We start from the raw sequence: 22,818 nt of genomic DNA on the forward strand, positions 1-22,818 counted from the left end.
GGACCATTCGACGTTCAGCAAGAACCGCGACCGGTTGCTCGAACACGACGTGCTGGTGTTGCTCTTCAACGAGACAGTCGAGACCGCGCGCGAACGCGGGTATCTTTCCGGGGAACACTTCAGCGTCGACGGCACGTTGATTCAGGCATGGGCCGGGCACAAGAGCTTTGTGCCCAAGGCGAGTTCAGACGACGATGACACGCCTCCTGACGAACCGCCCGCGCCGAATGACAATTGGCGCGGACAGAAACGCAGTAACGAAACGCATCAATCCACGACTGACGAGCAGGCGCGCCTGTTTCGCAAGAGCAAGGGAACTGGAGCGATGCTCTCTTATATGGGGCATGTACTGACCGACAACCGGCACGGCCTGGTGGTCAACGCACAGGTGACGTTGGCGACGGGCACCGCCGAGCGCGACGCGGCCGAGATGATGCTCGCCGATGCCGCGAATGTTGCGCCACTCGGCATTACGGTGGGCGCGGACAAGAACTACGACACTGCTGGCTTCGTCGCCAGTTGTCGCGCGAATTGCGTCACGCCGCATGTGGCGCAAAACGATGGACGTCCGGGAGGTTCAGCAATTGACGAGCGAACTACGCGCTGGCCGGGTTACGCGGTAAGCCAGCAAAAACGTAAGCGCATTGAGCAGGTATTCGGATGGGGCAAGACAGTTGGACGAATTCGCCAGGTCATGTATCGGGGACTTGAGCGCGTAGACCAGCTCTTCGTGCTGACGCAAGTCGGCTACAACCTAACGCGTATGCGCACACTTGCGGGCTGAGGGGCAATAAGCAATGGCGTAACACCGATATCGTGAACTCGCGAGCAACGTGGAATGCCTGCAAACGTCTTCCGAGTTTCAAAAGTGCGAGCCCCAGCATCCATCGAAATGCACCCGAACGCATCAACGACCGATATTTCAGCAGCCTGTTAAAGAGAGAATGTCCATGCCCAAGCTTGGAATGCGCGAGATCCGCCGGGCGCAGTTGATCGATGCGACCCTGCTTACCATCGACCATGCAGGTCTTCCCGGCACGACGCTCGCGTCTGTCGCGCAGCGTGCGAGCATCTCCACGGGTATCGTCAGTCATTATTTCGGCGACAAAGACGGCCTGCTCGAAGCCACCATGCGGCACGTGCTGCGCGACTTGTGGAACGCAACCTCGCGCAAGCGCCGTGCGGCGAAAGATGAACCGCGGGCGCGCTTGCGCGCCGTGGTAGCCGCGAATTTCGACGCAGCGCAAGTCAGCAATCCCGTAACAAAGACGTGGCTCGCGTTCTGGTCGGAGAGCATGCACAAGCCGCAATTGCAGCGCTTGCAGCGCATCAATACGCGACGCCTCCACTCAAATCTGTGCGCGGATTTCTCGAAGGCCTTGCCGCGTGTTGCAGCGCGTCGTGCGGCAAGCGGGCTGGCCGCGTTGATCGATGGCTTGTGGTTGCGCGGCGCCTTGTCGGGCGAACCGTTCGATACGAAGTCCGCGATCCGGCTCGCCAACGATTACATCGACCTCGTGCTCGATACACGCGGCCGCACTCTCACCTAAAGGACTACACCATGCCCGCACTCGAATTGCAGCGCCTGTATATTGGCGGCGCTTACGTGGACGCCACCAGCAGTGAGACGTTCGACAGCATCGATCCCGCCACCGGCGAGACGCTTGCAAGCGTCCAGCAGGCGAGCGCCGCCGATATCGATCGCGCAGTGCGATCGGCGCATGAAGGCCAGCGTGAATGGGCCGCCATGACCGCGATGCAACGCTCGCGGATCTTGCGACGCGCAGTGGACATTCTCCGCGAACGCAACGACGAACTCGCCGCGCTTGAGACGCGTGACACCGGCAAGCCGATTACGGAGACCCGCGCGGTAGATATCGTGACGGGTGCCGATGTCATCGAGTACTACGCTGGACTCGCGACGGCCATTGAAGGCCGGCAGATCCCGCTGCGTCCGACATCGTTCGTCTATACACGGCGCGAACCGCTCGGCGTTTGCGCGGGCATCGGCGCGTGGAATTATCCGATCCAGATCGCATGCTGGAAGGCGGCGCCGGCGCTCGCCGCAGGCAATGCGATGATTTTCAAGCCAAGTGAAGTCACGCCTCTGAGCACGTTGAAACTCGCTGAAATCTTTACGGAGGCAGGCATACCGGCAGGGGTATTCAACGTCGTGCAAGGCGACGGCCGCGTTGGCGCAATGCTGGCAACGCACCCCGACATTGCAAAGATATCGTTTACAGGCGGCGTTGAAACCGGCAAGAAAGTCATGTCGATGGCCGGCGGTTCATCGTTGAAAGAAGTCACGATGGAACTCGGCGGCAAGTCGCCTCTGATCGTTTTCGATGACGCCAATCTTGAGCGCGCGGCAGACATTGCAATGAGCGCCAACTTCTTCAGCTCCGGCCAGGTTTGCACCAACGGCACGCGCGTGTTCGTTCAGCGGACCGTCCATGCGCGCTTCGAGGCGCTGCTGCTCGAGCGGGTGAAGCGCATTCGCATCGGGTCTCCGACAGACGACAACACCAACTTCGGCCCCCTCGTCAGCGCCGCTCAGTTACACAAGGTGCTGGGGTTTATCGAAAGCGGGAAGAAGGAAGGCGCGCGGCTGATAGCGGGAGGATCGCGGATCGAGCACGGTGCGTTTGCTCAAGGGCAATACGTCGAGCCGACTGTCTTCACCGATTGCCGCGACGACATGCGGATCGTGCGCGAGGAAATCTTCGGGCCGGTCATGAGCATCCTGACCTTCGATGACGAAACGGAAGTCATTGCGCGAGCGAACGCGACATCTTATGGACTGGCCGCGGGCGTCGTGACGGAGAATCTTGCGCGTGCACATCGTGTGATTCATGCCATCCAGGCCGGCATCTGCTGGATCAACACCTGGGGCGAATCGCCCGCTGAAATGCCGGTGGGCGGTTACAAGCAATCGGGCGTCGGCCGCGAGAACGGCATCACCACACTCGAACACTACACCAGCATCAAGTCCGTTCAGGTCGAGATGGGCCCCTACCAACCCGTGTTCTAAGGAGCGGTCGATGAGCGCGAAGGAGTTTGATTACATCATCGTCGGCGCGGGGTCGGCGGGCAACGTACTGGCGTCGCGTCTTACGGAAGACGCCGACGTTACCGTGCTGCTGCTCGAAGCTGGCGGACCGGACTACCGTTTCGATTTCCGCACGCAGATGCCGGCCGCGCTGGCCTATCCGTTGCAGGGCCGCCGATACAACTGGGCCTACGAAACCGATCCCGAACCGCACATGAACAACCGTCGCATGGAATGCGGCCGTGGCAAAGGGCTTGGCGGATCGTCGCTGATCAACGGCATGTGCTATATCCGCGGCAACGCGCTCGATTACGATGGATGGGCCAACAGAAAAGGCCTTGAAAACTGGACGTATTCCGATTGCCTCCCGTATTTCCGCAAAGCGGAGACACGTGACGTCGGACCCAATCCTTATCATGGCGGCGATGGTCCGGTCCACGTGACGACATCGAAGCCCGGCAACAATCCATTGTTCGCCGCAATGGTCGAAGCCGGCGTACAAGCAGGCTATCCGCGCACCGATGACCTCAACGGCTACAGTCAGGAGGGCTTCGGACCAATGGATCGAACCGTGACGCCGCAAGGCCGCAGATCGAGTACGGCGCGGGGCTATCTCGACCGCGCGAAGAATCGGCCAAACCTCACTATCGTCACGCACGCGGTGACCGACCGGGTCTTGTTCGCGGGGAAGCGGGCCATCGGCGTTGTGTACCTGCATGGCGGCGAAAACGTGACTGCCCATGTGCGTCGCGAAGTGCTGGTGTGCAGCGGTGCGATCGCATCGCCACAACTGCTGCAGCGTTCGGGCGTTGGACGCTCCACATGGCTGCGCGAACTCGACGTCCCGTTGGTCCACGACCTGCCCGGCGTGGGTGAGAATCTCCAGGATCATCTGGAGATGTACATGCAGTACGAATGCCTCGAACCCGTGTCGCTGTACCCCGCGCTGCAGTGGTGGAACCAGCCGCAGATCGGCATTGAATGGATGTTGAAGGGCACGGGTATTGGCGCGAGCAATCAGTTCGAGGCCGGCGGTTTCATTCGCACGCGCGACGACGATCTCTGGCCGAACATTCAGTATCACTTCCTGCCTGTCGCGATCAACTACAACGGCTCGAATCCCATCAAGATGCATGGATTCCAGGCGCATGTCGGGTCGATGCGTTCGCCCAGTCGCGGTCGCGTGAAGCTGAAGTCGCGCGATCCGAACGCACATCCGAGCATCTTGTTCAACTACATGTCGGACCCGCTCGACTGGCGTGAATTCCGCGATGCAATCCGCATTACGCGCGAGATCATGCAGCAGCCGGCGTTGAAGAAGTATCGTGGCCGCGAGTTGCATCCCGGCGCTGATCTGAAAACCGACGATCAACTCGATGCCTTCGTCAAGCAACGCGCGGAAACTGCCTACCATCCGTCATGCTCGTGCAAAATGGGTTACGACGATATGGCCGTCGTAGATAGCGAAGGCCGCGTGCATGGGCTTGAATCCCTGCGCGTGGTCGACGCGTCGATCATGCCGCAGATCGTGACCGGCAATCTGAACGCGCCGACGATCATGCTCGCTGAAAAGATCGCCGACGCGATTCGCGGGCGTGCGCCGTTCGCTCGTGTCGATACACCCTATTTTGTCGCATCGGGAGTGAAGGCGCGGAAGATGGAAGTGGTTGCTTCAATGTAATCATCGTCTGATAGATTAATCATCAACCAAGGGCATTCCGGTTTGAATAATCGGGATGCCCTTTTTGTTTTGAACCACGATTAAAAATCATATCTCACACAGTTAATCCCCATATCCGCAACACCGTCTTTTAAGACTGAACCCTATCTCTTTAAGACTGCTCCGATCAGCAAGGGGTCATCGATCAGTGAGAATACGTCCACTCGATGACAGCGCACGGCTCTTTCCGGCACAGACCTCCTGAATGATTTCGGAGGTCCGCATTGCCTCGGTGCAAACCATTTCCCGCGTCCATAACCCTCGAATTTTTGCAATCGACGATTAATTCGGATCGTTCAGCAATCGATAGCCGCCTCGCGAAAACAGCAGTATCGGACGCAATTGTTTAATACCAGATTAACTGAAGTGATCATAATGACTTTAAAAGACACATGGCATATCTATAAATGCGATAAATGCGACGCTCGCATTGCGCCAGTGATCGAGTCGACCGGATTCGCACGTTCAAACAGCATTGGCGCGGCCCTCTCTGTTCAGGGGCCAGCATGCTGAATCTCAAAGGTCTTCTCAACCGCGTTCTGGATGTCACGCTGATCCTGGCCGGCGCCGCGCTGGCTTATCAACTCCGCTTCGGCGACAGCGCGCCGGCAGGAACAGCAGCAATCGTCGCTTCCACCACGGCTTTTTCGATGGCGCTTTCGCTTGCCGTGTTTCACGCATTTCACGTGTATAGCGATCAAGCGACGAAGCCGCTCGGCAGCGTGCTCGGACAGATCGAATTCGTCTGGCTGATGACACAACTGTGCGGACTGCTCGTGACATTCTGCATCCACAGGACCGATCTCGTATCGCGTCTGTGGTTTGGCTATTGGACCGTTATCACCGCCACCGCGTTGGCGCTGTCACGCCTGACCGCCCGCATCATTCTTGGACGGATGCGTCATGCGAAATCCAGCCTGCGCAGCGTAGCGATCGTCGCCGCGAGCGAGCATTGCGACTTGCTGATCCGCAGGATGGAAGCATCACGCGAGTCAGGCTTTCACGCGGTCATGACGTTCGATCCGCACGCCAGTCACCAGTTGCGCAACGCTGCCATTTCGCGCCATGCGTCGATTCCGGCGTTCGTGCAGCACGTACGCACCGGTAACGTTCGCGAGCTTTGGCTGGCGATGCCATTGTCCGAACAGCCGCTTATTACGAGCCTCGTAAAAGAGTTCAGGAATGACCTGATCAACATCCGGTTTTTCCCTGACGTCAGCAGCCTGAGCCTTTTCGATGGCGGTGTCATCGACATGATCGGCATGCCTGCAATCAACCTGGTTGCGTCGCCTTTGTCGCCGCTCGCGCTTGCCAACAAGGACATGTTCGATCGTGTGTTCGCAGCGATCGCCCTGCTTGTACTTTCGCCGCTCATGATCGTCATCGCGCTGGCCGTGAAGCTCTCCTCTCCCGGTCCGGTGTTGTTCACGCAACGCCGCAAGGGCGCAGATGGACAGGTGTTCCGGATTTTCAAGTTCCGTTCCATGAGCATGCATGCGCACGACGAAGGTGTCCTGAAGCAGGCCACCCGCAATGACCCGCGCGTGACGCGCGTTGGCGCGTTCCTGCGCCGGACGAGCCTGGACGAACTGCCGCAATTCATCAACGTGCTGATCGGCGACATGTCGGTCGTCGGTCCGCGACCTCACGCAATCGAACATGACGCTTTCTACCAGACAGTGGTCGATGACTACATCCATCGATACCGCATCAAGCCTGGCATCACGGGATGGGCACAAATCAACGGCTTTCGCGGTGAGACAGACCGCGTCGAAAAAATGCAGGGTCGCGTGGACCACGACCTCTATTACCTCCGCAACTGGTCCTTCGCGCTGGACATGCGCATCGTGGCCGCGACGGTCTTGAAAGGACTCAAGCATGGCAATGCTTATTGAAGCTCCGCACAAGACCCACCACGAACCAAACATCAATGAACTGAATGGAAGGACCTCATGAATACCCCAAATACACCCGTCCGCTCGACCGTGCTCAGACTGGCAGCGCTAGGCGCCGCCGGCACGCTATTGTCGGCCTGCGCCGCTGTGCCGGGATGGAAAATGGATACCGGCACCGCTGCAAACATATCTACAAGTACTACGGCGCAAATGCAAACCGCCGGCGCTGAAGACGCGAGTAAAGAAGCGCAACTGCAGTCCGCCACGAGCGAAATCGACGTTGCGTTGATCAGGCAATTGCGCGACGAGAGCCGTCAGGCGCCCGGCTTGAACGAATCGCTGATCTCGCCCGCGACGCCCTATGTTCTCGGCCCCGGCGACGTACTGCAGATTACCGTCTGGGACCACCCGGAACTCGCCGCCGCACAGCTGGCACCCACGCAAAGTGCAACGCGCGCGGCTGATCCGGTAGCGGGATTTGTCATCGACCAGCGCGGCGACGTCATGTTTCCATACGCCGGTCGCGTGCACGTAGCCGGCCTCACCGCGGAGCAAGCACAGGCCGTACTGGTGAGGGCACTCGGAAAGTCGTTCGTCGAACCTCAGGTCACGCTTCGCGTCGCTTCTTACCGGGCGTCGCAGATTTATATAGATGGTGAAATCCATACGCCGGGTCCGCAGCCGATCAACGATATCCCCATGGGACTATACGAGGCCATCAGCCGTGCGGGCGGTTTCAGCCCGACCGCTGATCAAAGCCGCATGGTCATCGTGCGCGATGGCGTTTCGCATCCAATCAACCTCTCGCAGATGCTGGAACGCGGTCAGAATCCTTCGAAAATCGTGCTCAAGAGCGGTGACGTGCTGCGTGTACCTGCTCGCGACGAAAGCGGCGTCTTCGTCATGGGCGAAGTGAACAAGCCGACCACCGCGATGCCGATGCGCAACGGCAAGCTGAGCTTGTCGGACGCTTTGGCGCAGGCAGGCAGCGTCAATCTGGCGTCGTCAAATCCCGGCCAGGTCTACGTGATACGCGACTCGCTCGGCGACACCCCGAAGGTCTTCCATCTCGATGCGAAGTCTCCGGTCGCAATGATCCTCGCCAACCAGTTCGACCTGCAACCGCACGACGTGGTGTACGTGGACAGCGGCAACCTCGTGCGTTTCAGCCGTGTTCTCAGCCTGCTGATGCCCGCGATCAACGCAGGTCTCACCGCCGCCGTCGTAGCGAAGTGACGTCATGAGAAACATCCTTGTCTTGTGCATTGGCAACATTTGCCGAAGCCCGATGGCGGCAGCGCTTTTGTCCCGCGCGCTGCCTGCCATGACCGTCCATTCCGCCGGACTTGATGCAGTAATCGGCGCGCCCGCTGATCCCATTTCCGTTGCATTGATGGACGAAGCCGGCATGGACATCACGGCACATCGCGGGCAACTGGTGAATACGCCGATGATCGTACAAGCCGACCTGATCCTCGTCATGGACCGTGCGCAGCAACAAGAAGTGCACCGGCGTTACCCGACCTCGGCGGGAAAAGTGTTCTGTATCGGAGAACACGAACGGGTCGATATTCCAGATCCTTACCGCCAACCTCGTTCTTCCTTTGAACACGCGCTCCGTCTGATCGAGCAAAGTGTCGACAGCTGGGTGCCCCCGATTCGGGCGCTTCACCAACCGAATGCGGAGTAATCCTGATGAAAACCGAAATAACACATACCCCGGCCAAGATGTCGCCAGTAGAAGAGCTCGACCTTGTCCGTTATCTCGACGTGCTGCTTGCTAACCGCCGCCTGATTGGTGCTGTTACCGCCATCACGCTCGCAATTGGCGCGGCCTATGCGGTCATCACGCCTCCCGTGTACGAAGCCGACATGATGATCCAGGTCGAAGACAATGGCGTGAGCGCCGGCAGCCTGCTTGGCGATGCATCGGCGCTTTTCGACGTAAAGACACAAGCAGCCGCCGAACTTGAAATACTGCGTTCGCGCATGGTTATCGGCAAAGCGGTCGACACGCTGCAGCTATATATCGACGCCAAGCCGAAGTATTTCCCGGTCGTCGGCGCCTGGATTGCAAGCAGAAACAAGGGCATGTCCACGCCAGGCCTGTTCGGCAAAGGCGGATATGTGTGGGGTGCCGAGTCTTTGCAGCTCGCGACCTTCGACGTTCCAAAGGCGGTAGAAGGTGAAGCGCTCACGCTCACTGCGCTGGGCAACGGTGACTATCAGCTTGACTACCCCGACCTCGACCGGCCTATCAAGGGACATGTTGGCGTTGCGCTGCAGGTCACGCAGCAGATCGGCACGATCCGGCTGCTCGTTACAGAACTGCATGCGAAACCCGGCGGTCAATTCACGCTCGTGCGCAACTCGCAGCCCAAGACTGTCTCGAACCTGCAGTTGAACCTCGACATTGAGCCAAAGGGCAAGCAGAGCGGCATTATCGGCGCGACGCTTCGCGGCAAGGACCCAGCTTTGACGGCGTCCATCGTGAACCAGATCGGACAGGAATACGTCACGCAGAACGTCGAGCGCAAGACTGCGGAGGCGCAAAGCTCATTGACCTACCTTGAAAGCCAGATGCCGAGGCTAAAGGCGAAGCTGAGCGAATCCGAAGAACGATACAACGCGCTTCGCAACAGGAGCGGCACGTTCAATCTGAGCCAGGAAGGTACGGCGTTCTTGCAGGAAAGTGTTGCATCGGACACGAGCTTGCTCGAACTAAAGCAGAAGAGAGCCGAAATGGCGACCCGCTTCGCGCCGGGGCATCCCGCGCTGCGTGCGCTCGATAACCAGATCGCGGCAGTAACCGCCAAGAGCGGCAACATTGCATCGCGCATGAGGGCGCTGCCCGACATCGAGCAGGAATCCCTGCGTCTCATGCGCGACCTTCAGGTGGACAGCGATACCTACGTCAATGTTGTGAATAACGTCGAGCGCCTGAAGCTCGTCAAGGCAGGAAAGGTCGGCACCGTTCGCCAGATCGACTATGCGAACGTTCCCGAAGAACCCGTCAAGCCGCGCAAAGGGATGGTGCTTGCACTGGCCGGGATGATCGGGCTGATGCTCGGCGTGGCCGCTGCATTCCTTCGCGACGGTCTCTTTGGCGGTCTGACCGATGCGCACGAGATCGAGCAACACACCGGTATGAAGGTATATGGCTCTGTGCCGTTCTCGCCTGCACAGGGCGTACTCGCGAAGAACGTCGAGGGACGCACAGCTGGCGTTCATCTTCTGGCTGCATCCCATCCGAACGACGCGCCCATCGAGAGTCTGCGCAGCTTTCGTACCGCTCTGCAATTTGCATTGCTCGGCGCAGCGAATAATCGCGTGGTCATCACGGGTCCTACGCCGGGTATCGGGAAATCCTTTATCTCCGCGAATCTTGCCGCGGTGATCAGCGCCGCAGGCAAGCGCGTCTTGCTGGTGGATGCCGACCTGCGCAAGGGCTACCTTAATCAATACTTTGGCAAAGCCCGCACATGCGGCCTTTCAGACCTGCTTATAGAAACGGCAACGTTCGATCAGGCGGTGCATCGCAACGTAGCGCCTGGCCTCGATTTCATCAGCACGGGCGCATTCCCGCCGAACTCGGCCGACCTGGTACAGAACGAACGCATGCTGCGCGTGCTCGATCAGATGAGCGCGCAATACGATCTCGTAATTGTCGATACGCCGCCGGTCCTGGCAGTGTCCGATTCCGTCAACATCGCGGCCCATTGCGCGACCGTATTCCTGATTGGGCGATTCAAGCGTACGACTATCGGAGAGTTGCTCGAATCGAACAAGCAACTCGAGCAGGTCAACGTCGCCGTAAAAGGTGTGATCTTCAACGGCCTAGACGCCAAAGGCTTGCGATACGGTTCGAAGTACGGCCAATACCGTTATGTCGCGTATGAATACGGCAAGACTGACAAGCGGACGCCGAAATGAAACCGTACAGTCTGACCCCGCGCCGCACGCAGCCGTCAGTTCCCATGCTCGTGCTTGCGGCTATAGCGGTGCTCGTCACAATGACCGCAGTCTTTCTCGGCAAGCTCAGTGCGACGACTGCCACGCTCTCTGTAGTCCTGGCTGCAAGCATCCTCGCGATACGTCCGCGTAACGAATTGCTGCGCCTGTTCAAGCTCTTCCTGCTTGCGACGTTTTGCGTGCTGCCGGCGTGGCAGCTCGCTGCCGGCGACGCGATTTATCTCGATCTGCTGAAGGAAGACAGCACCTCCGTCTTGCTTTGGTTCTTTCTGAGCGTCGCGGGCATCTGGGTTCTGAAGATTTCACTGGACTTGGCGCAGCGTCGCCTAATCGAGCGCGACAACACGCCGGCCGATCAGTCCGGTGTTACGGGACTCGTCTATTTTTTCACCCTGACGTCGGTCGCGGCCATCGCGTTCATTTATTTGAAGCTGGGAGGTTACGCAAAGATCGTCGAGCTCTACGACGAACGGCTCCAGAGCAGCGTGACCGGATACGATCCGCTCGGCGGCCTGGGCATTGTGCAGGCACTGGCAAATACTGCGCCGCTCTGGATCTTCGTATGCCTGACGTTGCGCCCGCGATGCAGCAGATTGATGACAACCGTCGCCTTCGCCCAGATAGGCGTGTTGGGCTGGCTGGCATCGGGCGTGTTCGGGAATCGCCAGGGCATCATCTTCGCCTATCTGTTCGCAGCGTCGATCTATCACTTCCTGGTCGCACCGATCAGCCGTCGCACAGCGAAGATGTCAGCCATCCTGATGGCGGTCGTCGCACTCGTGCTGATGCCTATCAAGTTCGGTATTGACTATTCCGATCTCGGCAATCTTACCGAACGTTTCGCCGATCAGCGATCGCTCGAGCTCAGCATGGGTCCCGTCAGCTTCTTTTTGTTTCGTGATCTGTCACGCTTCGATGTACAGACGCAAACCATCGAAACGGTCACGAAGAACACCTACGACCTGCCGATGGGACGAAGCTTCGTGGGCGCGGCCGCATCGGTCATACCGAAAGCATTGTGGGAAGACCGTCCGTCCACGTTTGCAGAAGAAAAGAGCGATATCGTCAACGAGGTGCAATCGTCGGGCGACGCCGAGACCACATTGTTATTCGGCATGCCTGGGGAATTCCTCGCGAATTTCGGCTTGATCGGATATGTGCTTTCCTTCTCGCTACCCGCGTTATTGATGGTCGCAGTCAACTCGATCAGCGGTTCGCGCAACCGGAAATGGTTGCCGCTGAAAGTCGTACTGATGCCATTGCCATTTCTGTTTTTCCTGTTCGATTCAAACGTCCTTGCGTACTACGTGGTGCGCTGGATCGTGTTGTTCGCTCTCCCGATGGCCTTTGTATTGAGGTTCTCCGAAGACCACAACAAAGCCGCAGCCTTCGGAGGGCCAACATCATGAAAATTGTTCACGTAGTCGAGACCTGGACCGGCGGAATTGCAACCTATGTACAGACACTAGCCGCGAAGCAACGCGATCTAGGCCATGACATCACACTGCTTTGCGATACCAGCAAAGTGGAAGGCGGATTGAAGATAGATGGCATTGAAGTAGCCGATTACCGGTCAAGCCGCAACCCGGCTAGATTCTGGTCCATATCCAAGGCACTGCAACTGCGCATCGCGTCGCTGCATGCCGATGTTGTTCATTGCCACAGTTCGTTTCCCGGCATGTATGTGCGCTTGCGAAATCATCCGGGTGCGAAGGTTCTCTATACGCCTCACGCGTGGTCGTTTCTCAAAACCGACGTGACGACACCGGCAAAGTTGGCGTATGGTCTGGTCGAACGCGTACTCGCACAACGCTGCGACCGGATACTTTGCATGTCATTTGACGAATTGCGTGCGGCGCGCAAATATCGCATTCCAGCAGACAAGATCGAATTCATTTATACGGGTATCGCCCCCGACGAACGTTTCCAGATTCCTGAATATCGTGCCGAAACGAATTCAACGAAAGTCGGTTATTTCGGACGCCTTGATTATCAGAAGGGCTTTGATGTCGTTCTCGAAGCATTACCGTTACTCGATGCAAGACTTGAAATACACGCATTCGGCGCGGCGGTACGCGGTGGTATCGAAGCAGGTAACGATGCCCGTATCACCTATCACGGCTGGCTGGATGCGGCCGGCACACGGCGCGCGATGCACGAGATGGATGTGATCGTGGTTCCGTCGCGATGGGAGGGGCTTGCGCTCGTGCCCATCGAGGCAATGCGCGCGGGCAAGGTGATTGTCGTGTCGGGTGAGAGTTCGTTACCCGAGCAGGTCATCCATGGATACAACGGCGTCATTCTTCGCGAGCTTACGGGCAGGTGCCTGGCCGAAAACCTCAACCGCCTCACATTGGACGAGTGCAGAAGAATGGGCGCCAATGCGCGTCACGTGTTCGAAAGTACGTTTCAGATCGACCGCTTCCTCAACACCTTGATGAGTTGCTATGAACGCCCCTGATTATTATCTGCTGCACGCCTATAGTTCGCACAACAGCGGCGACGGACTGCTGGTCAAACTCAGTCTCAAGGCGATCCGCGATGCGGGCATAACCAGGACGATCACTGTCGTATGCCTGGACAAGGAATCGTTCGCCGGATATATCGACGATGCGAATACCAGGCTCATTTCGCTTGGCGAATTCTTGCGCGGGCGGTTTCTCGGCGTGTTCTTGCGTCAACGTTCCGTGTACTTCGGCGTGGGCGGTGGCTACTTGCGTGCATCGAGCAGACCGGAAGGATGGAAGTCATTGATCGCACATGGTAGCCAGATCCTCATGTCTTCGTTCGGCGGTTCGAGCCGCCGGATTTACTTTCCGCAAAGCGTTGGACCGTTCGACACATTCGCCGGAAACCTGCTTGCGCGCATCGTGCGAAGCCGTGTAGAACGCATTTTCCTGCGCGACGACAAAAGCGTGTCCGAACTCGCGCATCCGGCGGCCACGAGAACCGGCGATCTGGTAGTGCTGGAGATTGCGCAGGAAGCGGGGGCAGGCACCTTGCGGCATACAAGGATCGCAGCGCCGCAGGTGTACCTCGTCTTTCGGGACCTGCAGAACAAGCCTTACCGCAATGCATATCTGGAACGCGTGCACGCGCTTATGACGCTTCTGCCTGACGCAAAGCTAGCGATACAGGCGCGCGGTCGCGGCAACAGCGACGATGTTTTTTATCGCGAGCATCTCGGAGTGGACAACGCGGCCATGCTCAAGGACGTGCTTGCCGAGCGTTCTGCAATCGTGGTCTCGGTGAGGCTTCACGGCAGCCTCGAAAGCGTGCTCGCCGGTGTTCCGAGCGTGCACATCGCATACGAGCGCAAGGGCCATGCAGCGTTTGGCGATCTGGGGCTCGACGACTTCGTATTTCATGCGAGCGACTTTGATCCCATTGCAGTAGCGAATGCAGTTCGCCTGCTCGTAGAAGACGAGGAGCAATACTGGGTGCGCGTCGAGTCGAATGTTCAACGTAGCCATGAACACTTTGTGGAGGCGATCAAAGATGAACTGCGCACGTTCGATAACGCTGATCATGGACGGTAACTTCCGTCGTGTCGGTGAAGATATCCTGAGTCCCCACATGAGCTATGCGCGGTTTGGCGCACGCTTCACAGATTCTTTCGATCAAGTCGTGATCGTTGCGCGCTCATTTCCCGCAATGGAGGCAATTGGTGAACGCGTGACGGGCGAACACGTTTCGTTCGTCGATCTCGGCGCGAATCGCGGCGTGCGTGCGTTGATCACGAGCGTGCCGCGCTTGCTGACAAGGCTTTATCGACAGCTTGTTACGGCGCCTGTTGTGTTGATCCGGTTCCCCGGAAATATTGCGTCGCTTGCGTTATTCATTTGTTTGATCGGCGGCAAGCGCTTTTCGGCCGAAGTCGTCGCCGATCCTGCCGATTACTTTGGCGCGTCTGCATCAAGGCACCCGTTGCGGCGTGTTGCGCGTCTCGTTCATTGCTGGACGACGCGAATAGCTGCACTTCGTGCAGTTACCGTCCGCTACGTGACAAGCGAGTACCTGCAGCGCAAGTATCCTGCAACACACGCAGACATGATGTTTGGGTTCAGCGACGTCTATCTGAAGGATGCGTTGTTTGAAACGCCCCTGGTCAGGACGCCGCGCCCCGACGGCGGATTACGATTGATCAACACCGCGATGATGCACAACCACAGCAAAGGCCATGGCGTCCTGCTGCAAGCAGTCGCGGATCTGCATAAGCGGGACATCGCCGTCGAACTGACCCTGATCGGCGACGGTGCGCTGCGCCCCGAATTCGAAACGCAAGCGGCGCAACTGGGGCTTGGCGATCACGTTACGTTTGTCGGCATCGTGAATGCCGATCTCGTTGCGGATCACGTCGCAGAACATGACTTGTTCGTATTGCCGTCCTTTCAGGAAGGCATGCCACGCGCGATGCTGGAGGCAATGGCCGCAGGAACGCCGGTCATTGCGTCGAACGTAGGCGGTATTCCGGAAGTGCTGGGCGAAGAGAGCATGGTCGCGCCCGGCGACGTTGCCGCCCTGGTTTCAAGCATCGAAATGCTGGCTCGGGACCGGTCACTCCTGCAGGCACGAGCGAAGGCCGCGCGAGAAGCGGCGCTCCCCTTTGGTTTCGACGCGTTACAAGCCCGTTATCGAACCTACTGCGACGCGCTGCTGAAGGCACATGGCAATGCGTAAGGATCTGGTTTATGTCATGCTCGGCTCGGCATTGCCGGCCGTAAGCAATTTTGTCGCGGTCGTCTTCGCACTGAAGTATCTGGACGCAGCGTGGCTAGGCCGCTCTTACGCGTTGCTCGCACTGTTTTTCGTTTCAATCGATCTATTCAATTTCGGTTCTGCCCGGCTGTATAGCGTCACTAAAATTCGTGAGCGTTTTCCAAGTCTGTTGTTTCTGGACACGGTCAGCGCAGCAGGTTCGGCCTTGTTTTTCAGCATCGCGGCCTGGATCATGTCCGCCTCGGGAGCGATCGCATTACCTCAGATCTTGCCGATGCTCGTCATCGCGCCCGTCGGTTATGCGACCTCGCATTTTGCGCTCGGCTATCTTCGGCTCAAGGGCGGAAACGCCGCGATATGTGCTGTCTCCACTGTGTCGGCGTTGTGCCGTTGCTCGGTGGTCTGGCTCATCGCGACACATCCGTCATGGTCGCTCTATCTGCCTGATTTGCTTTTGCTCGTGGAAGGTTCGTACGGGACGATGCTGCTTGGTGCTTACCTGATAGTGCGTACACCTGAACCTGCCGCACCGGCGGGTCCGGCCGCATTGCGGCATCTGGTCGGTCTCGGCGGTAAGGAGCTGATCAGCAGCTGGTATTCGAACGCGATATTTTCAGGAGCGAAGCATCTCGACGTGATCATCGCCGCCATGCTTCTTGGACCTGCGGGCGCCGCGCTGTATCGAGGCGCGAAAAGCGTGCATAACCTCGCGTTCAATTTCGGGCAAGCGTTGGCGCTGGTCCTTCATTCGCGAATGCTTGCCTGGCTGCGCGCCTTGCGCAGACATCTTTCGAGAATGTCCCTATTTGGCGTTGCAATCGCGATCTGCGCCTTGCTGACGTTTGGCGCGTTTCTCGCCTTCAAGATCAGGCTCTTTCCCACGGCAAGTCTTGGTTCACCTTCAAGACAATGCCTGTTCCTGTTCCTGATCTTTTTAGGTGCATCGCTGATGTTCGCGTGCAGGCTGATATCGATAACCGTGTTTTCGATCAGCAAACGAACCTTCGTCATCTTGTCGACAATGGAAGTTGGCGTGTCACTCGCATTGCTCTCCTGCCTTTGCCTGATATTCGGCGTGGTGGGTGCGGCGCTGTCGGTGGTGGTGTCGTGCGGATCGGTTCTGCTTGCGTCGCTTGTCGTGGTGCAGCGATCCGCGCACGCCATCCGGGTCGACTGATTCATTGCTCGAAGCGCGAGCGAGCGGCCATCGCAATGCGCACGATGGTCTCGGCGCTCAGGCGTTCTGCAATCTTGTGCACGTAATCATGATGCTGCGCTGAAAGCGGTGCATCGAGATACTGCGCATGCAGGTATCGGATAAGCGCTATGCGTCGGTGCCCCAATGCGATGCTTCTATCAAGCAGCGCGAGGGCCGCTTCTGCATCGCGTTGTTCGCAAGCAAGCTGCGAAAGCCCGGCGGTTTCAATGCGCGTGGACGTCATCGACGGTTCGGTGCACTGCAATCGAATGCGACTCGGCAGACGCGCGCCATGAGTCGAAGTCCGCCCGGTGCCAGTCTAGCTCGACGCCTACACGCCGCGTGCCCTCACGAATCTTCGGCTTGTACAAAAGCAGCGTGAGCGCATCGAGCGCGGGCCACTCCGCGAACGACAGCGCTGCCACTTCGACGGCGAGCGTTTCCAGCAAACGCGTATGCGGCTTGCTCTCGAGATATGTCGAGACCCGTGTGCACCAAGCCTCGTAATCAATCAACCCGGAGCGATCGCCTTCAACCGGCACGCATCGATAATGCAGGCTCGCATCGATAACAACGGGCTGCGGCGCAAGATACTCGCGTTCATACAAGCCGATGCGTGTAGGCACGACCAGCTCATCGACCACGATGCGCCAGCCGCGGCCTCCAGGCCCGATCGGTTCGTACAGTTTCACGACAAAAGCGGCTCTGCCGCGTCGAGCATGATCTTCACGAAGTAGTCCGCGAAGCTGCGGCGGATCACGAGGTCGAAGCTGTCATCTCCAGTCGGAACGATCGTCACCGATGCCTTGAAGTAATGACTCTGCGCACATTGTCCCGCGCCGAACAAACGCGGGTGCAAGTCGAGCGGACAGCCGCGGGCGAGGACATCGCGCGTACGTGCACCGCTTATTTCCAGCACGGTATAACCACTGCCGATATCCACCGCTGCTGCGAACAGACCTTTGAACGCGTTGCGCAGTTTTGCTTCCATCGGCGCCGCTTGCGTGGCCGAATGCGATGCCACCGAGCGCACGAGCCATTCATCGGGACCGAGCCACAGCAGATCGTAGCCGTTGCCTGTCGCCGTGGTGTTCGCCTTCTCGGGCGGTTTGCAGCCAAGCACGCTTTCAACGGCGGCAACGAACGCTGCATCGCGCAGATCGCCGCGCAGGTTTACCAGTTCGAGGAACGGCCGCTCGACGAGACGAAACGCCTTCGATCCCGCAGCCAGATGTTTCTTCAGCAGCCCGTCCGTGCCCACCAGCGGCGATTCCTGCCACACGCCCTGCCCGATTGCACGATCGACGACCGTCTGATTGCTGCCGTTTTCATTCCACATGTTGACGTGCTCCTTCGCTGTCGTAGAACACCGAGCTGGTGATTTTTGCCGGCATCTGCTTGCCGCCGGCAAGCGGAATCATCACTGACTCGCCGATCTTGTCGAGACCGCCCTTGATCACGGCCATCGCGATCGAGCGCTTTAAAATAGGGCTGAAATAGCTGGAGGTGACATGGCCGAGCATCGGTGCTGTCTCTCCGCTGAACGGACCCGCGACGATCTGCGAGCCTTCCGGGATCACGAACGACCCGTCTTCGGCGAGCAGTCCGACCAGTTGCTTGCGTCCCGCCTTGGCCGTATCCGAACGCGTCAGCGAACGCTTGCCAAGAAAGTCCTTCGACTTCGCAACGAGCCCGCCCATGCCAAGGTCGTACGGCGTCATGGAACCATCGGTATCCTGGCCCACGATGATGTAACCCTTCTCCGCACGCAACACGTGCATGGTTTCCGTGCCATAAGGCGTGATGTCGAACTCGGCGCCGGCCGCCATCAACGCTTCCCACACCGCGCGCCCCACGTTCGCGGGCACGTTGACTTCGTATGCCAGTTCGCCGGAAAAGCTGATGCGCATGACACGTGATGCCGCGCCCGCGACAGTCCCTTCTCGAAAGCTCATGAACGGAAACGCGGCATTCGCGAAGTCGATATCGCGACAGACCTTCTGCAGGACTTTGCGGCTGTTCGGTCCGACCACGGCAAAGGTCGCCCAGTGATCCGTCACCGATGCCAGGCGCACGCGCATGTCCGGCCACTCGGTCTGCAACCAGCGTTCGAGCCACGTCAGCACGCGAGCCGCGCCGCCGGTGGTGGTCGTCATCATGTAGTGCTGGTCGGCGAGACGTACGGTCACGCCGTCGTCGAAGATCATGCCGTTTTCGTCGAGCATCAGGCCGTAGCGGCATTTGCCCACTTCCAGCTTGCTCCAAGGGTTTGTGTAGACCCAGTTGAGCAGCTTCGCGGCGTCGGGACCTTGAATGTCGATCTTGCCAAGGGTCGATGCATCGAGGATGCCGACGCTCGTACGCGTGGCGAGCGATTCACGGGCGACCGCTGCGTGCATGTCTTCACCCGGACGCGGGTAGTACCAAGGCCGTTTCCAGTTGCCCACATCTTCGAACGCAGCGCCGTTTTCAACGTGCCACTCGTGCACCGCAGTCTTGCGGACCGGATCGAGAAACTCGCCCAGCTCGCGGCCGGCGAACGTGCCGAAGGTCACCGGCGTGTAGTTCGGACGGAAGGTCGTCGTGCCTGTTTCGGGGATGGTCTTGTTCAAGGCTTGCGCGAGAATCGCCATGCCGTTGATGTTGCCGAGTTTGCCCTGATCCGTGCCGAATCCCATCGCCGTATAGCGCTTCACGTGCTCGACCGACTCGAAACCTTCGCGCGCCGCAAGGAAAATATCGGCGGCGGATACATCGTTTTGATAGTCGATGAACTGCTTGGGACCCCGCGTCGCCAGCTCGCGGCCGCCGACGAGCCAAAGCGGCGTCAACGGTGCTTCGCTGATCTCGGCGACTTGCACGGGCGTCGGGCGTGCGACGATCAAGCCGACCGCACGCGCTGCATCCACGCCTGCATCGACGGCAAAACGAATCGCGCGAGCAAGCGTGAATTCGCCCGCGCAACCGCCCACGCTGCTCTCGGCTTGCATGGCCTTGCCGGGGACGAAACACAGTTTTTCGTCATGCCAGTGCGCCTTGCCGCCGGACTGTGCGAACAGGTGCAGGATCGGGCTCCAGCCGCCGGACATGGCGAGCAGGTCGCAAGGCAGGTCGGCTTGCTTTGCGCCAACGGTGGCGTTCGAATAAGCGTTGATTTCAACCGATGCAACCCGCAGCTTGCCCTGCGCAACCGTCACGACCGATCCGTTCAGCACCTTTACGCCATAACGTTTTGCCTGAGCCTGCAGCGCGCCTTTTTCATCGGCGAGACGAGGGTCCACGACGGTCACTTGCGCGCCCGCAGCCTTCAGATCCAGTGCACATTGGTAGCCGCTGTCGTTGTTCGTGAACACCACCGCGTTACGTCCCGGCAGCACGGCGAAGCGATGCAGATACGAAGACACGGCCGACGCCAGCATCACGCCCGGAAGGTCGTTGTTGCCAAATACGATGGGGCGTTCCTGCGCGCCGGTCGCGAGAATCACGCGCTTGGCGCGAATTTTCCACATCAGTTCGCGCGTACCCTTTCTCATCGATACCGGCAGATGCTCAGTCAGACGCTGCGTGACGGTGACGAGGTTGTGGTCCTGATACCCAAACGCCGTGCTGCGGCACAGGATCTTCACATCGGGCATCTTGCGCAATTCGGCTTCGATCTTTTGCGCCCATTTCAAGCCAGGCGCACCATCGATTTCCGCGCGGCACGACAGCAGCGAGCCACCGAGTTCCGGCTGGTCATCGACGAGAAACACACGCGCGCCCGACAAAGCCGCCGCATGCGCCGCAGCAAGGCCCGAAGGACCCGCGCCGACCACGAGCACGTCGCAATGCGCGAAGCACTTGTCGTAGCGGTCGGCATCGACTTGTTCCGGCGCCTTGCCGAGGCCGGCGGCGTCGCGAATCACTTCTTCGTACTTCGGCCAGAACTTGCGCGGCCACATGAAGGTCTTGTAATAGAAACCGGCGGGAATGAAACGCGCGATCTTCTGGTTCACCGCCATGCGATCGTTTTCAATGCTCGGCTTCGCGTTCACGCTCGTGGCGACCAGCCCTTGATACAACTCGATTTCCGTCGCACGCGCATTCGGCACGGTATAAGCGCCGGTCTCGAGCTGGACGACCGCATTCGGCTCGGCAACGTCGGCTGTCACAATGCCGCGCGGCCGATGGTACTTCCAGCTACGCGCGACAAAGTGCACACCATTGGCGAGCAGCGCGGACGCGAGCGTGTCGCCCTGATGGCCCTGATACGTCTTGCCGTTGAACGTGAACGTGAGCGAGATCGCGCGATTGATGCGCCCGCCCGTAGCGAGTCGGTCTTTCTGGCTCATTTCGATTGTCCTTCTTCTTTCGATTCCATCACGGCGAGTGGCCGCGCGAACGTGTCATAGCCCTGGAACGCGTAGCTCACGGTGTCGCGTTGCGCCATGAACCAGCGGCGGCAGCCCTGTGTGTGCATCCATTGCTCACGATGCACGCCACGCGGATTCTTGCGCATGAAGAGGTAGTCGCCCCATTCCTTGTCGGTGAGCTTTTCGGTATCGAGCGGGCGCGCAATATCTGCTTCGCCACCACACGAGAATTCGGTTTCGGCACGCGGTCCGCACCAGGGGCATTCGATCAGCAACATATCTTTTCTCCTAAGGCGGATTAGTGGGCGACGGCGGCGGCGCCGTGTTCGTCGATCAGATGACCCGTGTAAAACCGGTCGATGGAAAACGGCGCGTTCAACGCATGCGGCTCGTCGTTGGCAATGGTGTGCGCATACGCCCAACCGGAACCCGGTGTCGCCTTGAAGCCACCCGTACCCCATCCGCAGTTGAAATAGAGGCCTTTGACATCCGTCTTGCTGATGATCGGGCATGCATCCGGCGATACATCCACAATCCCGCCCCACTGGCGGTTCATCCGCACGCGCGAGAACACGGGGAACATTTCGACGATTGCCTCGAGCGTTCCTTCAATAATGTGAAAACTGCCGCGCTGACCGAAGCCCGTGTATTGATCGACGCCCGCACCGATCACGAGATCGCCCTTGTCGGACTGGCTGATATAGGCGTGCACCGCGTTCGACATCACCACCGTATTGACCACGGGCTTGATCGGCTCCGAGACCAGCGCCTGCAGCGGATGGCTTTCCAAAGGCAGGCGGATGCCGGCCATGTCGGCGAGTGTCGAGGTGTTGCCTGCCGCGACCACCGCGACCTTCTTCGCCTTGATGAAACCCTTGGTTGTATCGACACCGACCACCTGGCTGCCGTTTCGGCGGATACCGGTGACCTGACAGTTCTGCACGATATCCACGCCGGCCTGATCCGCGCCGCGCGCATAACCCCAGGCAACCGCGTCGTGACGCGCGACACCGCCGCGACGCTGGATGGATGCGCCGAGTACGGGGTATCGGCTATTCAGGTTGATGGTCGGCTCGATCTGCTTGATCTGTTCGGGCGTGAGGAATTCCGCGTCGACACCGTTCAGCCGGTTTGCGTTCACGCGACGTTCAGTATCCCGGACATCCTGCAAGGTATGCGCGAGGTTCATCACGCCGCGCTGGCTGAACATGACGTTATAGTTCAGGTCTTGCGAGAGACCTTCCCAAAGCTGCATCGCTTTTTCATACAGCGCGGCAGATTCGTCCCACAGATAATTCGACCGCACGATCGTCGTATTGCGCGCCGTATTCCCGCCGCCGATCCAGCCCTTCTCGAGCACCGCGATATTGCGCACGCCATGCTCTTTCGCGAGGTAATAAGCCGTGGCGAGACCATGTCCGCCGCCGCCGACGATGACCACGTCGTATTCCTGTTTCGGCTCGGGGCTCTTCCACTGGCGCTCCCAGTTCTCGTGATACGACATGCCGTTGCGCAGCAGGCTGAATATCGAATAGCGGCTCATGGTGTTTCCCTGGAACTTGTTGATGTTGCGAAACTGGCTTGCAACCTGTTAATTCAACACTCGATGACGTTCACGGCCAACCCGCCGCGCGACGTCTCCTTGTATTTCGTCTTCATGTCCGCGCCGGTTTCGCGCATGGTCTTGATCACGTTATCGAGCGATACATAGTGCGTGCCGTCGCCTTTCATCGCCATGCGTGCGGCGTTGAGCGCCTTGATCGCGCCCATAGCGTTGCGTTCTATGCACGGAATCTGCACGAGCCCGCCCACCGGATCGCAGGTCATGCCGAGGTTGTGTTCCATGCCTATTTCAGCGGCGTTTTCGACTTGCGTGGGCGTGCCGCCCATGACGGCGGCGAGCGCGGCGGCGG

Annotated in this window: 20 protein-coding genes; 13 read left to right on the top strand and 7 right to left on the bottom strand. The window is 59.0% G+C overall.

Annotated features, from left to right (window positions below; all coding sequences use genetic code 11):
- The 13 genes from ACRXB1_RS08305 to ACRXB1_RS08365 all read left to right on the top strand — a co-directional run.
- Nucleotides 1-784, top strand: a 784-nt coding sequence (locus ACRXB1_RS08305) for an IS5 family transposase (RefSeq protein WP_449491735.1), incomplete at its 5' end; no start/stop codon positions are given.
- A 166-nt stretch (nt 785-950) separates the two neighbouring features.
- Entirely contained in the window at nt 951-1,550 is a 600-nt protein-coding gene (betI, locus tag ACRXB1_RS08310; RefSeq protein WP_062172604.1) for a transcriptional regulator BetI, read from the top strand.
- 11 nt (nt 1,551-1,561) lie between these two features.
- Nucleotides 1,562-3,031, top strand: a complete 1,470-nt coding sequence (gene betB / locus ACRXB1_RS08315) for a betaine-aldehyde dehydrogenase (RefSeq protein ID WP_449491736.1) — start codon at nt 1,562-1,564, stop codon at nt 3,029-3,031.
- A gap of 10 nt (nt 3,032-3,041) precedes the next feature.
- The gene (betA, locus tag ACRXB1_RS08320) at nt 3,042-4,730 is read left to right on the top strand and encodes a choline dehydrogenase (RefSeq protein WP_449491737.1); all 1,689 of its coding nucleotides are present in this window, start codon (nt 3,042-3,044) and stop codon (nt 4,728-4,730) included.
- Between the two features lie 545 nt (nt 4,731-5,275).
- Nucleotides 5,276-6,664: an undecaprenyl-phosphate glucose phosphotransferase gene (locus tag ACRXB1_RS08325; protein ID WP_449491738.1), complete on the top strand. Its 1,389-nt coding sequence runs from the start codon at nt 5,276-5,278 to the stop codon at nt 6,662-6,664.
- 57 nt (nt 6,665-6,721) lie between these two features.
- Nucleotides 6,722-7,900, top strand: coding sequence for a polysaccharide biosynthesis/export family protein (locus ACRXB1_RS08330; RefSeq protein ID WP_174364035.1), 1,179 nt, complete (start codon nt 6,722-6,724; stop codon nt 7,898-7,900).
- A gap of 52 nt (nt 7,901-7,952) precedes the next feature.
- The gene (locus tag ACRXB1_RS08335) at nt 7,953-8,354 is read left to right on the top strand and encodes an arsenate reductase/protein-tyrosine-phosphatase family protein (RefSeq protein WP_449491739.1); all 402 of its coding nucleotides are present in this window, start codon (nt 7,953-7,955) and stop codon (nt 8,352-8,354) included.
- A 5-nt stretch (nt 8,355-8,359) separates the two neighbouring features.
- Nucleotides 8,360-10,597, top strand: coding sequence for a polysaccharide biosynthesis tyrosine autokinase (locus tag ACRXB1_RS08340; protein ID WP_449491740.1), 2,238 nt, complete (start codon nt 8,360-8,362; stop codon nt 10,595-10,597).
- A complete protein-coding gene (locus tag ACRXB1_RS08345) occupies nt 10,594-12,045 on the top strand; it encodes a hypothetical protein (RefSeq protein ID WP_449491741.1) in 1,452 nt (483 codons plus the stop codon). The genes ACRXB1_RS08340 and ACRXB1_RS08345 overlap by 4 nt, the downstream gene beginning before the upstream one ends.
- Entirely contained in the window at nt 12,042-13,097 is a 1,056-nt protein-coding gene (locus tag ACRXB1_RS08350; RefSeq protein WP_062171944.1) for a glycosyltransferase family 4 protein, read from the top strand. Before ACRXB1_RS08345 ends, ACRXB1_RS08350 begins: the two co-directional genes overlap by 4 nt.
- Nucleotides 13,084-14,175 carry a polysaccharide pyruvyl transferase family protein gene (locus tag ACRXB1_RS08355; protein ID WP_449491742.1) on the top strand — a complete coding sequence of 364 codons (1,092 nt, stop codon included), beginning with the start codon at nt 13,084-13,086 and terminating at the stop codon, nt 14,173-14,175. The genes ACRXB1_RS08350 and ACRXB1_RS08355 overlap by 14 nt, the downstream gene beginning before the upstream one ends.
- A complete protein-coding gene (locus ACRXB1_RS08360) occupies nt 14,135-15,316 on the top strand; it encodes a glycosyltransferase family 4 protein (protein WP_449491743.1) in 1,182 nt (393 codons plus the stop codon). The genes ACRXB1_RS08355 and ACRXB1_RS08360 overlap by 41 nt, the downstream gene beginning before the upstream one ends.
- Nucleotides 15,303-16,532, top strand: coding sequence for a hypothetical protein (locus ACRXB1_RS08365; RefSeq protein WP_449491744.1), 1,230 nt, complete (start codon nt 15,303-15,305; stop codon nt 16,530-16,532). The genes ACRXB1_RS08360 and ACRXB1_RS08365 overlap by 14 nt, the downstream gene beginning before the upstream one ends.
- A gap of 1 nt (nt 16,533) precedes the next feature.
- On the opposite strand, the gene ACRXB1_RS08370 is transcribed toward ACRXB1_RS08365, so the two are convergent.
- The 7 genes from ACRXB1_RS08370 to ACRXB1_RS08400 all read right to left on the bottom strand — a co-directional run.
- Nucleotides 16,534-16,797, bottom strand: a complete 264-nt coding sequence (locus ACRXB1_RS08370; RefSeq protein ID WP_062003559.1) for a hypothetical protein — start codon at nt 16,795-16,797, stop codon at nt 16,534-16,536.
- A complete protein-coding gene (locus ACRXB1_RS08375; RefSeq protein ID WP_449491745.1) occupies nt 16,778-17,245 on the bottom strand; it encodes a dihydroneopterin aldolase in 468 nt (155 codons plus the stop codon). The genes ACRXB1_RS08370 and ACRXB1_RS08375 overlap by 20 nt, the downstream gene beginning before the upstream one ends.
- The gene (locus ACRXB1_RS08380; protein WP_174363134.1) at nt 17,242-17,892 is read right to left on the bottom strand and encodes a sarcosine oxidase subunit gamma; all 651 of its coding nucleotides are present in this window, start codon (nt 17,890-17,892) and stop codon (nt 17,242-17,244) included. Before ACRXB1_RS08380 ends, ACRXB1_RS08375 begins: the two co-directional genes overlap by 4 nt.
- Nucleotides 17,882-20,884, bottom strand: a complete 3,003-nt coding sequence (locus ACRXB1_RS08385) for a sarcosine oxidase subunit alpha family protein (protein ID WP_062171928.1) — start codon at nt 20,882-20,884, stop codon at nt 17,882-17,884. Before ACRXB1_RS08385 ends, ACRXB1_RS08380 begins: the two co-directional genes overlap by 11 nt.
- Nucleotides 20,881-21,183: a sarcosine oxidase subunit delta gene (locus tag ACRXB1_RS08390; protein ID WP_062171925.1), complete on the bottom strand. Its 303-nt coding sequence runs from the start codon at nt 21,181-21,183 to the stop codon at nt 20,881-20,883. Before ACRXB1_RS08390 ends, ACRXB1_RS08385 begins: the two co-directional genes overlap by 4 nt.
- 20 nt (nt 21,184-21,203) lie before the next feature.
- A complete protein-coding gene (locus tag ACRXB1_RS08395; protein WP_449491746.1) occupies nt 21,204-22,448 on the bottom strand; it encodes a sarcosine oxidase subunit beta family protein in 1,245 nt (414 codons plus the stop codon).
- A gap of 53 nt (nt 22,449-22,501) precedes the next feature.
- The coding region (locus tag ACRXB1_RS08400; protein WP_449491747.1) for an L-serine ammonia-lyase, iron-sulfur-dependent, subunit alpha at nt 22,502-22,818 on the bottom strand (317 nt) is incomplete at its 5' end.

It is taken from the genome of Caballeronia sp. M23-90, assembly GCF_053574605.1.